The organism is Enterococcus sp. 3G6_DIV0642 (genome assembly GCF_002140635.1).
Classification (GTDB): Bacteria; Bacillota; Bacilli; order Lactobacillales; family Enterococcaceae; genus Enterococcus_D; species Enterococcus_D casseliflavus.
Window position 1 is genome coordinate 2852223 of record NZ_NGLH01000001.1, and the last position, 15114, is coordinate 2867336.

Sequence of the window (15114 nt, forward strand, 5' to 3'; positions counted from 1 at the left end):
TTAGGTGAAAAAACTGCCGCTCCTCAGAACGACAGTCGTTTCTTATTAAAACAGGTAATCATTCAAACGAGATTTCACATATTCAATGTGGCTGGATTCTAATTCGATTTGATCATGCGCCAATGCGTAATCTGTCAGTGTTTCTAAGTTTTCCTCATCAGCAACGATCTTCGCTCCGATGCCTTCTTGGAAAGAGGCATACCGTTTTTCCTTCAACTCGTCTAAGAAGCGGTCTTCTTTTAGTTTCGCTGCTGCTTTCAACGCTCGGGCATACGTATCCATACCAGCGATGTGGGCTAACAACAGATCTTCCATTTCAAATGACGAACGACGGACTTTAGAATCGAAATTGATTCCTCCCGGTGCGATGCCGCCGTTTTCTAAGACTTCGTATAAAGCGAGTGTGGAGTCAAAGACGTTGGTTGGGAATTCATCCGTATCCCACCCTAACAGCATATCTCCTTGGTTGGCATCCAGTGAGCCTAATGCGTTATAGCTACGGGCAACGGCGATTTCATGTTCAAAGGTATGGCCAGCTAATGTTGCATGATTGGCTTCTAGGTTTAATTTGAAATCTCCTTCTAAGCCGTAGTGCTGAATGAAGGCCATCGTTGTCGCTGCATCAAAATCATATTGATGTTTTGATGGTTCTTTTGGTTTCGGCTCTAATAAGAACTGCGGTTTATGACCGATTTTTTCGCCATAAGCGATCGCCATTTTGAATAGACGGGCGATGTTGTCTTGTTCAAATTTCATGTCTGTGTTCAACAAGGTTTCATAGCCTTCACGACCACCCCAGAAGACATAGTTTTCGCCGCCTAATTTTTTCGAGATGTCTAAGCCTTTTTTGACTTGGGCTGCCGCATACGCATAAACTTCCGCATTATTGGTGGAAGCAGCGCCGTTATTGAAACGAGGATGTGAGAACATATTTGCTGTGTTCCATAATAGTTTGATTCCCGTTTGTTCCATTTTTTCTTTGATTAAATCGGTGATTTCGTCTAAGTTTTGGAAAAATTCTTCTAACGTTTCTCCTGCAGGTGCCACGTCAACATCATGGAAACAGAAGAACTCTGCCCCTAATTTTTCGCAAATCTCGAAGAAGGCTTCTACTCGATTTTTCGCCGTTTCCATTTCGGTGTCACCAATCCACGTCCGTTTGTTGACGGGTGCGCCGAAAGGATCAGAGCCGTCTTGCGTCATCGTATGCCAATAGGCGATTGCAAAACGTAGATGATCTTTCATTTTCTTGCCTAAAACAACTTCTTCGGCATCGTAGTGGCGAAATGCAAACATATTGTCTGTTTTAGGACCTTCGTAGCGGATTTTTTCGATCTCTGGGAAATAAGTCATTGTTGTTGCCTCCATTTTATGTTTTTTAGTGTAATAAACTAACTTACTTGTTTCCAATCATTTAGAACCAAAAACGATTCCTCGCTTTGATCAGGTAGATTGCCTGCTGCCATTACGCTACTCGATTTGCGCCAATGCATGGCAGATAGGTGCGGTTTGTTGGTAGACGGTCCGGTAGATCGCATAAATTTCTTGGTATTTGGCGACATTTTCAGGAATTGGTGCAATGGCCTTGCCGTATTTGACAAAGGCGTTAACACAAGCAGTTGCATCTGGATAAATGCCGCTGCCGATTGCTGCTAGCATTGCTGCACCCATACCTGGACCTTGCTCAGTAGACAAACTCAGCATTTCTGCATTAAAAATATCGGCTTGCATTTGCAGCCATTCGGCATTTTTCGCACCGCCCCCCACAGAAACGATCTGGGTGAATTTCCGCTGTGCCCGTTCTTCCATGATCATTTGGGAATCTTTCAAAGAGAAGGTGATCCCTTCTAAGACCGCACGACTGAAATGCTTTTCGCGATGCCGTGTGTCGATGCCGATAAAACTACCCCTGATTTGGCTGTCGGTATGCGGGGTGCGTTCACCCACGATATAAGGCGTAAACAGCAGGCCTTCTGCCCCTGGGTTTACCTCACTGATCGCTGAAAGCAATTCCTGAAACGATTGGTTGGGGGCAAACGTATCACGATACCAGCTTAAGGAATTTCCAGCGGCTAACGTGACCCCCATTGAATACAACTTGTCTTTGATCGCATGTCGGAAAAGGTGTAGATCTCCTTGATAATCAACCTCTTGCGCTTCTTCAAAGGATAAGAACACACCGCTCGTGCCAATCGACACCATGCCGACACCTTCGGCGATGATCCCTGAACCTAATGCAGCACAGGCATTGTCTGCGCCACCTGCATAGATCGTCACCTCTTGTTCAAACCCAAAGGCTTCTTGCAGCTCTTTTCGCATTTGCCCCACAGGCGCTGCTGATTCAAAAAGCGGCGGCAGTAAATCCGATGCGATTGCGAATTTTTCTAGAATGGCTTCAGACCAGCACTTCTTTTCGATATCCAGCAGTAACGTACCCGCTGCATCGGAATAATCCATCGAATAGTTCCCAGTCAGCCAAAAAGCCAAGTAGTCTTTTGGCAGCATCATGTGACGAACTTGTTGCCAATGTTCAGGCTCGTGTTCTTGGACCCATAAAATTTTTGGTAAAGTGAACCCTTCCAAAGCAACATTCTTGGTGATTGCTTTTATTTCCTCTCCAAAGGATGCCATGATCGCTTGGCATTGTTTGGTGGTCCGAACGTCATTCCATAATATTGCCGGACGAATGACTCGGTTTTCTTCATCCAATAAAACAAGACTATGCATTTGCCCAGAAAAGCTGACGCCGATCAATTCCTTTTGCAGCGTTGGAAGCTGCTGGATCAAGGTTTTGATCACCTTATCTGCCGCCTCTTGCCAATGCACCGGCTCTTGCTCACTGAACCCCGGTCTAGGGGATGACAATGGATAGTCAGCACTTGCTGTTCCTTGGAGTTCCCCGGTTTGATCAAAAACTAAGCCTTTTAACGCACTTGTTCCCAGATCCAACCCTAAAAAATAAGCCATCTCTTCTCTCCTTCCTCTGTTTGAAGCAGTTAACCATTGACTCTCAAACGGTTAATTAGCATTCAAAACTAACTAATCGAATAGTAAACGATTCTCGCATTCCTGTCAAGCGCTTTCAACGAATCTTTCATGGTTTTTCCTTCTCAAACTGCTGCTCCTACATTCTTCGTCTTTTCTTTATTCTTCAGCTTGCACAATATTAATTTGCACGGTAAACTAACACTAATCACATCTACGAAGAGGAGTACACATGATTATCAATAAAATGGGCATACGCGAACAAAATGAAGCGGCTGTATTGAAGACGATCATTGACAATGAAAATGTGTCACGAGCGGAAGTGTCAAATTTGACCCATCTCAATAAAGCGTCTGTTTCTCAAATAACCAAAAAACTGATCGACACGGACTTCGTGCGCGAAGTCGGCATTGGTGATTCCACTTCGATCGGTGGTCGCAAACCGATTCAATTGCAATTCAATCACCGTAGCAGCTTAGCTGTTACCTTTGACATCGGCTATAACTATGTTAGAGGGATGCTCTCTTATATCAATGGCGAGATGATCGCCTCTGCCGACCATTCCCATGAATTGATCACCAAAGAAAATGTACTAGCGACGATCGATTCCATGATGATAGAGTTTTGGCCGCAAATGCCGCAAACCACTCATGGATTAGTAGGAATCTGTTTGGCGATCCACGGCATCGTTCATAATCAGACGGTCACCTTTGCCCCCTACTACGACTTGGAACACTTTGATTTGATCGCCCCTTTGAGCCAAAAATACAATACGGCGGTCTATATAGAAAACGAAGCCAATCTGACGGCTTTAGGCGAGTACTGTTTTTCTTCTGATTCCACGAATTTACTGAGCGTCAGCGTCCATAGTGGGATCGGTGTCGGAATCATCGTTGATGGGCAGCTACAAACCGGTACTCACGGCATGGCGGGGGAAGTTGGCCATTCTACGCTCTTTCCTCACGGCAACTTGTGCCCTTGCGGCAATCGAGGCTGCTTAGAGCAATATGCGTCGAACAAAGTCTTGTTTGACACCTACAGTCACTATACAAAAACAGCGTTCGTTAATTCGGATACCTTTGCACAAGCCTATCATGCCGGAGAAAAATCAGCAGTCGAATTGGCGCAACAAAATGTTGAGTTTCTTAGTATTGGGCTAAACAATGTCATCACTTTTTCTGATCCCGAAGAAGTCTATATCAACAGCTCGGTCTATCGCAAAATTCCTGATTTATTACTGGCGCTGCAACAAAAATTGACCAGCCAGTTCACCAAAAACACGAAGATCAAAAACAGCCGATTAGGCGATCAAGCCCCGCTGTTTGGCGGTAACGTTTTAGTCGCGAAACATTTCTTGAATATCAACGATTTGCGCTTTGCGGCACTTGATCTCTCCCGTGCGATCCGTTAAATGAACGCTGGACTGAAAACTCAGTCCAGCGTTTTCTTTTGGTAAAAGGGTATCGCTATCCTTTGATTCCGCCAGCCGTCACACCGCCCACGATGTATTTCGATAGAAACAGGTAAATCAGTAGCAAAGGAATAATACTTAATGAAATCCCTAGATACATACTGCCAAATTCAGTACGGTAAACATCAGTTTTCAGCAATTGGACCAGCATCGGCAACGTATACTTTTCCGTATCGTTGATCAAGATCAAGGGCATTAAGAAATTATTCCACGAGGTCACGAACGAGAAAATCGCCATGGTGGCTAAGCCCGGTTTCATCAAGGGCAACATGATGCGATGGAAAATTTTGATTTCGCCGGCTCCGTCCAAACGAGCAGAATCTGCCAAATCAGGATGATAGATCGTTTCTAAGTATTGCTTTAAGAAAAAAACGGTAGCAGGTGATGCGATCGCTGGTAAAATCAATGGCAGAAAATTATTTAAGAGCCCTAAGCGATTCATAAATTGATAAAAACCGATCATGCTAATTTGCTGAGGAATCATGATCAGCCCAAGAATGACAGCAAACAGGACTTTCTTGCCACGAAACTCATAGGCGATCACGCCATAAGCTGTCAATGCCGAAAAATATACATTGAGAACGGTAGCGCCAGCCGCAATCAAGAAACTATTTTTAAATCCATTGAAAACATTGAAGCCTCTGCCCATTAAGACGGACCAGTTGTATTGGAGATTACCGCCAGGCCACAAGGACAGCCCTTGCTGGATCTGTTCTGCTGAACGGGTCGCATTGACTAAGACGACCCAAAACGGCAGAATACTTAAGATGGTCAGCAACACCAAAAAGACATAGATCAACAATCGTTTTGCTCGATAGCTATTTTCCATTTATTTTCGCCCCACTTTGCTGTTTTCTTTGAAAAATTGAAACAATAACGTGCTTAATACGATCGAAAGTACCAATAATAGCACCGACGCGGTTGCGGCAACGTTGAAATTCCGACTCCCGGTAAAGGCTTGGTTGTAGATAAACATCGTGATCGTTAAGACACTATTGTTGGGATTGCCGTTTGTCAGCAAAAAAGGAATGTCGAACATTTGCAAGCCGCCAATCAAAGACGTCACCAATGTATAAAGCAAGATTGGTTTTAACAAAGGCAGCGTGATCTTGCGGAAAATTTGACCATCATTGGCTCCATCGACCATTGCTGATTCAAAAAGAGCATCATCAATGCTCAAAATGCCCGAAACCAAAACGATCGTTGTCTGACCATACCACATCCAAAATTGGATAAAGGAAACGATCAGCCGAGTGCCCGTTTCACTACGGAAAAAGTCATAGGGCTGGTCCAAAACACCGAAATGCTGCAAGACTAGGTTGATCGGACCTAACGGAAAACTGAACAAAACGAAAAATAAGATTGCTACTGAAGCGGCAGTAATGATGTTGGGTAAGTAAAAAACGACTTTGAAGAAGCCTTTCCCCCGCAAGCGCAACTTGATATTGGTAAACCATGCCGCCAGCAACAGAGCCATGCCAATTTGAGGGACAAAGTTTACGCCCCACAAAATAAATGTATTGCTGATTGATTTTAAAAATAACGGGTTGCGAAAAATCGCAAAATAGTTATCCAGTCCGACAAGATTGGCAGCTGGATTCCACCCTTTTAGATCCGTAAAGCTTAGGTAAATCGTATAGAGAATTGGATAAAGCTGAAAAACCAAGAATGCTAGAAAAAATGGTGCGATAAATAATAGCCCATAGCGATGATACTGTTCAAATCTTCTCTTATTCTGCATCGTAATCCCCCTGATATTTATTTCTTCTACTGCCAACTTCTGCCTGTAAAGACAAGCCATTTGAGCAGCGCATAGTACCTAGAAAAGGTTGAAACCGACCCCGTCTTCGGTGTCGGTTTCAACAACACCTAATCTACTTGAACATCTGGATAAGCATTGACGACCGCATCTTTAAAGTTTTGGATCGCCGTTTCCTGATCCACTTCACCTTTTGAATATGGTGTCAAACAACTATCCGTAAAGAGGGTTTCAATCGTCTGGTCATACTCGGTCAGAATTTTCGCGTTGATGTCTTGAACCATATCGGCAAATTCTGCATAGTGGTTTTGACCGCCTAAAAATTCCTCTTGATATTCGCCTTTAATTTCTTCAACGACTCGCTCATTCGATACAAAATCACCGGTATCTTCGGCCCATTGTTTTAAAAATGCTTGATCTGTGGTCAAGTAAGCCACCAATTGCGCAGCTTCTTCTTGCATCTCAGAATTTGCCGTAGCACCGATCCATGTGCCGCCCCAGAACCACGACGAAGGTCCTTGGATCATGCGCCAGTCGCCTTCTGTTGAGCTGGAGTTATCGGCAGCTGTCGCATTTGGTTTTAACCAATAGTGCAGTCCCCATGTCGGCAAACTATAACCGAATACATTGTCGCCATTCATTCCAGCAAACCAAGCTTCTGATTGTCCTTCTGTATCTTGTGTCAGGCCTTCTTCTACAAATTTTCGTGATACATCCAACAAGTCATACAAACTGTCGTCGATCACTAATTTGCCGTCTTCAACCCAGCCATGTTCGCGTTGACCATAAAAAGGCTTTGCCAAATCTTGGACACTAGAGATCATATAGGTGGTTCCACCACTTTTTTCTTTGACTGCTTTGGCTTGCTCATAGAACTTGTCGTAGTCTGACAATGCCGCTTGCGCAGCCGCTGGATCATCGATTCCTAGCAGCTCTTCTGCCATCGATGCTCGGTAATAAAACCCGCCAGGAGCAGCTTGCCAAGCCAAGGCATGAAGAACCCCGTCTTTTGAAGTCCCTACGTCTTTGACATATTGATACGTATCTGCCGCGGCTTCATCAAGCCCCAGTGAACCAAGGTCTGCCATCATGCCTGATTCCACATATTTTTTGACAAAGGCAGATTCTAAAGCAATCACATCTGGTGCATCTTTGGAACCGATAATCGGATCGAGCTTGGTCTCGAATTGGTCAGAAGGAATCTCCACGATCCGAATGTCATAGGCCAAGTCGTCATGCGCCGGCAAATAGTAATCATTGATCATCGTTGATAATTCTGAAGTAAAGGTCCAAACCACAAGTTCATCCTTGCCACTACTTCCCGTTGCGCTATTATCTGAGCTGCTGTTTCCAGAACCATTCCCGCAGCCACTAAGCATAAAAGCTGCTAAGCCCGCCAATGACACTGTTTGTAAGACCCGTTTCCAATTTTTCATCTTTCTTCCTCCTCGATTTTTTGATAGTCAAATGAATCAAAATCAGCCGCCAAACGATTGCCGGTCGTATCGATCGCAAACATCCCTACAAAAGCCCCTGTAAAGAACCCACCGTAATGTTCTGCTACATAGTCGTCAGACAATTGCAAGCTGTCAAATAGCTGATCGATGACCTGCCACTCTTTTTGATCAAACGAGTACGCGTATTGATAGTGGGCATAATTAACGATCGTTTTGAAGTAGACTGTTTGTACATCGGCTGGTATCACAACTTCTGGTGCTTTTTGACTCTTCAGTTGGCCCTTTTCGCTTGTCAATACAGTGATGATTCTGCCTTTCGTCTCATCATGAGTGATGTAGATTGCCGACCAGTTTTGTGTATTGTAGTAATTCGTCATGCCTGCTAACTGTAGAAACGAGGTCGGTGAAAATTCGACGGCAGTCGTTGCTTCGAAACGAAAATCGCTCCATCTTCTTGCCACCAGTGCTTGATGGAACAAGGAATTGAACGACTCTCGCCCATACAAGCGCAAGTACCCTGGTCGTGCGGTCAAACTACCGATTTCCTCAGAAAAAGGAATCCGCAAGGTTTGAAACACTGGTGCCAACGACGCCTCTTCAAAATCATCAAAGCCTGATTCTGTTTCCCACGGATGTTCGGGCAGCTGTGGCTGTGGGACTTCCTCTTTTGGAAAGTTTCCGCCTGTGATATACGGCCAATCATTTTCCCAATAAACAGACTGGATCGCTGTTTCTCGTCCGAGCGGGCAATAGCCGCGATTTTCTAAGAGGGGCGTTTCTGGATACTTCAGCGCTCGCCCTGTTAAGTGAACAAAATACCATTCATCAGTCTGCGTTTTCACAAATGAACCATGACCAGCTTTTTGTAGCGGGATCTCTGGCTGTCTCCATGAACTGATCAGAGGGTTTTGAGGATGAACTTCATAAGGCCCTTCGATGTGTGTCCCACGAGCGATGGTACTTGCATGTTCAAACTTGGTGCCGCCTTCTGCCGTCAATAAATAATAATAGCCGTTCACTTTATACATAACCGGTGCTTCCGTCAATTTGCGCTCTGTTCCTTTGAAGATTATTTTGGGCTGCCCCACCAATTTCTTGGCTTGCCAATCAAACTCTTGGAGAGCGATCCCGTAAAAGGAATGGTTTGTCGGGCGATAATCCCAAACCATGTTCAGAAAATATTTTTTGCCGTCGTCGTCATGAAATAACGAGGGATCGAAACCAGAAGAATTCATATAAATTGGTTCTGACCAATCCCCATCAATGGTTTCACAGGTGATCAAATAATTGTTCACATCTTTCCAACTATTAGATTGTGTTTTGACATCTGAATAAATCAACCAAAAACGACCATCACTATAACTTAAGTTTGGCGCCCAAACGCCCCCGGAATCAGGGTTTCCTAGCATATTCAACTGACTGACACGATTGACTGGTGTACTGATCAAGCGCCAGTTCTTCAAATCCTTCGAATGGAAGATGCGCACACCTGGAAACCATTCAAAGGTCGACGTAGCAATGTAATAATCTTCTCCTGCACGACAAATACTCGGGTCTGGATGAAAGCCTGTTAGTATTGGATTGGTAATCAAAAAAATTTCCTCCTCTTTCCCTTTTTGGCATTTTGTGATTCAACTGAGTGTCAGTAAGAATGAGCTTCATCCAGTTAGTAAGTTTTCTTTACTAATATACCTAACAAAAAAAAGAAACTTGCTGCTGCAGCTCATTTTAAAAATATTCACTAATCATTGTTCTATTTACTTTCTTCAGCTGAACTGTCATAATTATAGAATGAAATCGCTATCATTCACAGGACGATTTCCACACATCGATAGACAAAAAATGGAGGATAGATCGCGTGACCATTTTAGAAGAATACCATTTCGGCGAATACCTAGGCGTTTCCAGTTACCATCCCTACTCGCTTAATTACATGGAACATTTTCATCGTTCCTTTGAATTGCTTTTTTGTAGTGATGGCGAAGCGGTTGTCAAAATCGAAGAAAGTCCCTATGTCCTTACGACAGGCCAAGTGTTATTAGTCATGCCTTATCAGACTCATGCCATTGAAACCCCTAAGGAATCACAATTGCATATTCTTGTGTTTTCACCTGAGTATATTCCAGATTTTTACGCCAAAACGAAAGATTTCGCTTTGTCAGATCCGGTGATCACCATTGATTCATCTGTTGCCAAGCAGCTCTACTATCCTTTATTTGAAACGGATTCCCTCTATTTACGAAAATCGGCACTGTATCAAGTCCTTTACCTTTTTGAACACCAAACGACTTTATTACCAGCCAAAAATCAAGAGGATATCCTTATCCAGCTACTTGTTTACATCGAATCCCATTTCAAAGAAGAACTGACGCTCGAAAAACTAAGCAGCAGTATCGGTTATAGCAGCGTCTACGTTTCCAGAATGATCACCGATAAATTGAAAAGCACCTTTCCTCGGCTTTTGAATCAAGCAAGAATACGCCATGCCTCTTTTTTGCTGACCCATAGTCTCTTGCCGATTACGGAAGTAGCAGAACAAGCAGGCTTTCAAAATGTGCGAACCTTCAATCGAAATTTCAAAGCATTGACCTCACTGACGCCAAAAGAATACCGTTTAAAACACAATGCTCATTTTTCGTTGCTGAAGGAATAGCGTAAAAAAAGCAGCTTCACTTAGCTGTAAAGTGAGCTGCTACAATCTTACTCGTTTTTCTAGTCAGCCTTTTGCCTCATTCCTAGAAACTAGTGAAAAACGCTCTAACTTCCCCTTCTTCATAGAGAAATGAGCAGGAAAAAACCAATTGCAAAAATGAACCTTTGTTGTTTTACTGATTCCACAAAACTATGCCTGTTTTAAAACACCGTACTTTCTTGCTTCATACCCTTTTGCTTTGTTGATACTTCTTGGAATATCGATCAATCCCAAGAAAAATGATTCACGACGAGCCAGTCTTTGACTTTCGTCAGATCAGAAAATGTTTTCACCTGTGCAGCTACTTCTTGCTCAAGTTTTGGCTGTTTAAGCAAAGGATACTTCCCATTTTTCTTGACTGGCAAAGTACTCAAATCATCCGCAATCAGAAAAGCTGGGATCTCGGCTTGTTTTGCGGCTTTTATGCCAGCTAGAGAATCTTCTAATACCAAGGCTTCTTCAGGCTTTACGCCTAATTGTTGGCAGGCTGTTAGAAAGATTTCTGGATCAGGTTTGCCCTTTCGCACTTGATCCCCAGAAACCACCGTATCAAACCAATCTGGCATCTGTTCCATTTCAAAGTACGCCTTGATTTTTTCTTTCGATGAAGAGGATGCCACGGCTATCAAGCAATCTTGTTTTTTTAATGCTTCCAACAGTTCAAGAAGGCCGGGCTTTTTAAATACCCGTTTTTCTTCAGCTAAAATCACTTCTTTCTGACGATTCATCGCTGCTCGCCACCGATTCGTTGGTACCGTACTGCCATAAAGTTCCTGCATCCCTTTACGAATATCTGCTTCCGTTCTGCCAGTCAGGTAATAATAAACTTCTTGGCAAACTTCAAAATCATATTCCTCCGCGGCTCTTAAATAAGCGCGGTAAGCTAGACGACCTGTTTCAAACATCAAACCGTCCATATCAAAAATCACCAGTTTTATCTTTTTCATCCTATAGCCTCCTTTACTTTTCTGCGAATAAAAAAGCAATGGTACCAAAATCCTTTGGCCCCCATTGCTTCACCTTGTTTATTTACAGCTGACTGCTCAACTTAGCAATGATTTTACATGCGCCAAATGGCTGTCAGCCTTTTCCCGACCTTCTTTTACTAATGATTCTGAAAGAATGAAGGAGCCGCCAACTGCTAGCACTTGCGGATCAGATAAATAGTCTTGCATATTTTCGAGGTTGATTCCGCCAGTTGGGACAAATCGAATATCATAAAATGGACCGCTGAGGGCTTTGATCGCCGGCAAGCCCCCGTAGATATCCGCGGGGAAAAATTTCACAACTGATAAGCCATAAGCCGCTGCTCGTTGAATGTCATTTGGGGTAGCTGTTCCTGGAAACACTGGAATGTTTTTGGCAAGACAAAATTCCACCACATCTGGTACAAGAGCAGGGGAAACAATAAAGCGCGCCCCTTTCTCAACTGCTGCTTTCGCTTGTTCTAAGGTGCGCACCGTGCCTGCGCCTACGATCAATTTACCTGATTGAGAGAGTTTTTCAATCGCTGCTAAAGCAAGGTCACTGCGGAAGGTCACTTCAATAAAGGGTAGTTCATGTTCGATCAACAGTGATTCTACTACTGGCAAATAGGTAAGATCCGTTGCAGTGTAAAGAGGCAATACCCTTGTTTTTGCCAATTGTTCATCGAGTGTCATACACTCTTTCCTCCCTTCGTTTCCTTCGATTGCATTTGCTCTTTCAAGACGGCTTCATGAAGCCCTTGAAGATAACTGATCCCAATCGCGCGATCATATAGACCATAGCCTGGCATCGCCACTTCCCCCCAGATCGTCCGCCCGTGATCTGGACGGATGACGCCATCAAAACCGACCTCAACCAAGGCTTTCATGATGGCATACATATCTAATGATCCTTCGGTGGACAGATGGGCGGACTCTTTAAATTTACGTTCCCCCATAAACAACACATTGCGGAAATGAACAAAGTTGATGCGTCCTTTTAAGGCATGAACGATCTTCACCATGTCGTTTTCTGGATCGGCACCTAACGAACCGGTGCACAACGTTACCCCATTATATGGCGAATCCACGATGGCCATGATTTTTTTCAAGTCCTCTAAATTTTTGGTGATTCGTGGCAAGCCAAAAATTTCCCAAGGTGGATCGTCGGGATGGATCGCCATTTTCACATCTACTTCTTCACACACAGGAATGATCCGCTTTAAGAAATAGCTTAAGTTATCAAAGAGGATCTCTTGAGTGACCCCTTCATAAGTTGCCATCAAACGCTGGAACTTTTTCAGTCGTTCTTCTTCCCAACCTGGCAATTGAAAGCCTTTTGATTGGCTATGGATCAGCGTATACATCTCACTAGGTTCCATATCATCCACAACGGCTTGATCATAGAGCAAGGAGAAGCTGCCATCCTCGTTTTGATAAAATAGATTTGTTTTGGCCCAGCCGAAGATTGGTTTGAAGCTATAGCAGATCATATGTACATCACAAGCTGCTAAATTCCGAATCGTTTGAATATATTGATCGATGTAGTGATCCCGTTCCTCTGTTCCAGCTTTGATCGCATCGTGGATCGCCACACTCTCAATCCCTAATAGCGAAAGATGCTCTTTTTCAATTGATGCTTTTAGTGCGTTGATTTCGGAAATCTCCCAGACATCTCCGGGCATTTTATTCAGAAGTGTTCCTACAATGCCGTGCATTCCTGGAATTTGTCGAATATTCGTTAACGGGATCGTATCCCCTTCCCCGTACCATCGAAACCCCCATTGCATTTGCTGTCATCCTTTCGTTTTTAAAAATCATCGTCCTCATCAGTTTCTTCGCTACTATCACCTGCTGAAGAATTGTGCCAAAGCGCTACACTATTTTCTCCTTGCTGGATCACTGCTGCCACCGCCTGTTCAATCGGTGTTGCCAAAAATTGGTGATTGATCGCTTCTAATACCATCGGCAGATTCACTCCGCCGATCACATACGTCTTTTCCTGAAGAGGTTCTTCTAATTGATTGATCGTTACAACCGACTGATTGTAGGGACTCGCACTCAATAGATCAGCAAACACCACTACACCGTCCCCTTGATCTGTTTCGTGGATCGCTTCATGGATTTTGTTTCCCAGAAGTTGAATATCCTCTCCGTGGTTCAAATTAACGACCGCAATATTTTCGACACTGCCCATGATCACCTCTGCAGCATCTTTAAAACCAGTACTCAGCTGTCCGTGAGTTGCCAATACGATTCCTAACAAATGTTGTTCCTCCTTTTTCGCTTCCTAACCAAATAACGCAAGGACTTTTTGCATATTCCTACTATTCAGCTCTTTTTGCTTTAATTGTTTTCTAGGCAACACATACGTCTGATCCTGCTGCTTTTCTGCACAAAACAGATAGTTGATGCTGCCCATCGCTTCACTACTGTGTTCGATCGCCAGCTGCTGCAGTTGCCCTTCATTGAATTGCTTGCCGATAGCTCGAACCGGAGCATCGGCGCCGATAGAATCTAAATAATAAATCTTCGCATTCGGCCCTACTGAATCACGTAACACTTCCAACCCGCGTTCTCCGTAACTTCCTTCATCAAGAAATGCGAAGGCCGTCGTTGTTTGACTGTTTTGACTGATTAGGGACAGCAGCGCTAAGATAGAGGAGGTATTGCGGGTTAGATTTTGCTGAAATCCTGCCCCGCGGCTTACGCGATTTAATAGCAGAAAATAAATACCGACCCCTGAAGCAAAAAGCGCTGTTTGCCAAGACAATAAGGGAAATCTCCCTGAGGCAAAGTGGATATAAAGCCAAGTCCCCAACAACCCTAAAAGAATCATCACTGCTGAAGCAGTCAGAATAAATTGATTTGTTTTACGACCTTGCTCCTGCCGATCAAAAAAATGGTAATCGCCGAAATGCTCTGGCGGTGTATCATAATATGTGCAGATGATCCGTTTTGCTTTGGTCAGATCACCAACATACAAATTGCGTGAGGCGTTTTTTTTCGTGTGATCATACTCGATCACCTGAAGGTCTTTGCGAAATGGAATGATATCCGCGATGAGTGCCTTCAAAAATATTTGTTTGCTTTTATCCGTGGAACGCGATCGGTAGACATACCGATAACGAAAAAGCCAATCACGAAATGTTTCTGTTTGATTCATGGCGAATTCTCCTATTCACAAATTACTGACAAGGAAGGAGGAACTCTATTTTTATAAAATCCTCCGCCTTCCTCTTCAACAGATGACGAACTCGCTCAATGATTACAAATTGAACTGCTTCAACACATCTTTAAGCGTTGATTTCGGTGCAGAAGGTGTTGCTTGAAAATAGATTGATTCCACACCGTACGCTTCGTTCATTTCTTTGAGTTTTTGCGCATCAGCTTGATTTAAATAAACAGATTTCGTTACTAAGAGATCTTTCTCGGGATCTTTTTGGGCGATACCGCCTATGTTCAATTCTTTCATTGGCACGCCGTGTTTGACTAAGTCGTACATCACACTAACAGTTTTAGCGATCAAAATACAGTTGTAATCTTTGAAGTTGTATTCATCCCAGTAAAATTTGGCTTTTTCTGGTGTAACGACGATCGTTTTTTGCCCTGTGCGGCTACCGGCATTTTTGTATAATTCCCGCATGAACTTATCCTTAGCTACTACCTCATCCACTACAAAAATCGAGTTGACTCCGCTTTTTTGTGACAAGGTCATCATGACCTGCCCATGGATCAATCGTTCATCTACTCGTGCTAAATTTACTACACCCATTTTTTCCACT

General features: G+C 43.6%; 14 protein-coding genes. 2 read left to right on the forward strand and 12 right to left on the reverse strand.

Annotation, left to right across the window (positions count from 1 at the left end):
• Nucleotides 1-45 precede the first annotated feature (45 nt).
• Both xylA and xylB read right to left on the reverse strand, forming a co-directional pair.
• On the reverse strand, nucleotides 46-1353 hold the full coding sequence (gene xylA / locus A5878_RS13735) for a xylose isomerase (RefSeq protein WP_008380597.1): 1308 nt from the start codon (nucleotides 1351-1353) through the stop codon (nucleotides 46-48).
• Between the two features lie 117 nt (nucleotides 1354-1470).
• Nucleotides 1471-2967 (reverse strand): xylulokinase, encoded by a 1497-nt coding sequence (xylB, locus tag A5878_RS13740; RefSeq protein WP_060791444.1) that lies wholly within the window; start codon nucleotides 2965-2967, stop codon nucleotides 1471-1473.
• A gap of 250 nt (nucleotides 2968-3217) precedes the next feature.
• On the opposite strand from xylB, the gene A5878_RS13745 reads away from it, so the two are divergent.
• On the forward strand, nucleotides 3218-4396 hold the full coding sequence (locus A5878_RS13745; RefSeq protein WP_060791445.1) for an ROK family transcriptional regulator: 1179 nt from the start codon (nucleotides 3218-3220) through the stop codon (nucleotides 4394-4396).
• Nucleotides 4397-4451: 55 nt separating this feature from the next.
• On the opposite strand, the gene A5878_RS13750 is transcribed toward A5878_RS13745, so the two are convergent.
• The 4 genes from A5878_RS13750 to A5878_RS13765 form a co-directional block, all read right to left on the reverse strand.
• A complete protein-coding gene (locus A5878_RS13750) occupies nucleotides 4452-5285 on the reverse strand; it encodes a carbohydrate ABC transporter permease (RefSeq protein ID WP_005228444.1) in 834 nt (277 codons plus the stop codon).
• Complete coding sequence (locus A5878_RS13755) at nucleotides 5286-6197, reverse strand: carbohydrate ABC transporter permease (RefSeq protein ID WP_060791446.1); 912 nt, start codon at nucleotides 6195-6197, stop codon at nucleotides 5286-5288. It lies immediately after the preceding gene.
• Between the two features lie 128 nt (nucleotides 6198-6325).
• Entirely contained in the window at nucleotides 6326-7651 is a 1326-nt protein-coding gene (locus A5878_RS13760; RefSeq protein WP_060791447.1) for an ABC transporter substrate-binding protein, read from the reverse strand.
• Entirely contained in the window at nucleotides 7648-9264 is a 1617-nt protein-coding gene (locus tag A5878_RS13765; protein ID WP_060791448.1) for a glycoside hydrolase family 43 protein, read from the reverse strand. Before A5878_RS13765 ends, A5878_RS13760 begins: the two co-directional genes overlap by 4 nt.
• A 266-nt stretch (nucleotides 9265-9530) precedes the next feature.
• Here A5878_RS13765 and A5878_RS13770 point away from each other — a divergent pair, with 266 nt between their 5' ends.
• A complete protein-coding gene (locus tag A5878_RS13770) occupies nucleotides 9531-10325 on the forward strand; it encodes an AraC family transcriptional regulator (RefSeq protein ID WP_005228440.1) in 795 nt (264 codons plus the stop codon).
• A gap of 263 nt (nucleotides 10326-10588) precedes the next feature.
• Here A5878_RS13770 and A5878_RS13775 read toward each other — a convergent pair whose 3' ends face one another.
• The 6 genes from A5878_RS13775 to A5878_RS13800 form a co-directional block, all read right to left on the reverse strand.
• Nucleotides 10589-11311, reverse strand: a complete 723-nt coding sequence (locus A5878_RS13775; RefSeq protein ID WP_060791449.1) for an HAD family phosphatase — start codon at nucleotides 11309-11311, stop codon at nucleotides 10589-10591.
• A 96-nt stretch (nucleotides 11312-11407) separates the two neighbouring features.
• Nucleotides 11408-12025 (reverse strand): bifunctional 4-hydroxy-2-oxoglutarate aldolase/2-dehydro-3-deoxy-phosphogluconate aldolase, encoded by a 618-nt coding sequence (locus tag A5878_RS13780; RefSeq protein WP_060791450.1) that lies wholly within the window; start codon nucleotides 12023-12025, stop codon nucleotides 11408-11410.
• A complete protein-coding gene (gene uxuA / locus A5878_RS13785) occupies nucleotides 12022-13119 on the reverse strand; it encodes a mannonate dehydratase (RefSeq protein ID WP_060791451.1) in 1098 nt (365 codons plus the stop codon). The genes A5878_RS13780 and uxuA overlap by 4 nt, the downstream gene beginning before the upstream one ends.
• 20 nt (nucleotides 13120-13139) lie before the next feature.
• Nucleotides 13140-13595, reverse strand: coding sequence for a PTS sugar transporter subunit IIA (locus A5878_RS13790; protein ID WP_005228436.1), 456 nt, complete (start codon nucleotides 13593-13595; stop codon nucleotides 13140-13142).
• Between the two features lie 24 nt (nucleotides 13596-13619).
• Nucleotides 13620-14495, reverse strand: a complete 876-nt coding sequence (locus A5878_RS13795; protein ID WP_086295690.1) for a hypothetical protein — start codon at nucleotides 14493-14495, stop codon at nucleotides 13620-13622.
• 102 nt (nucleotides 14496-14597) lie between these two features.
• Nucleotides 14598-15104, reverse strand: coding sequence for a PTS sugar transporter subunit IIB (locus tag A5878_RS13800; protein WP_005228434.1), 507 nt, complete (start codon nucleotides 15102-15104; stop codon nucleotides 14598-14600).
• Between the last annotated feature and the right edge of the window lie 10 nt (nucleotides 15105-15114).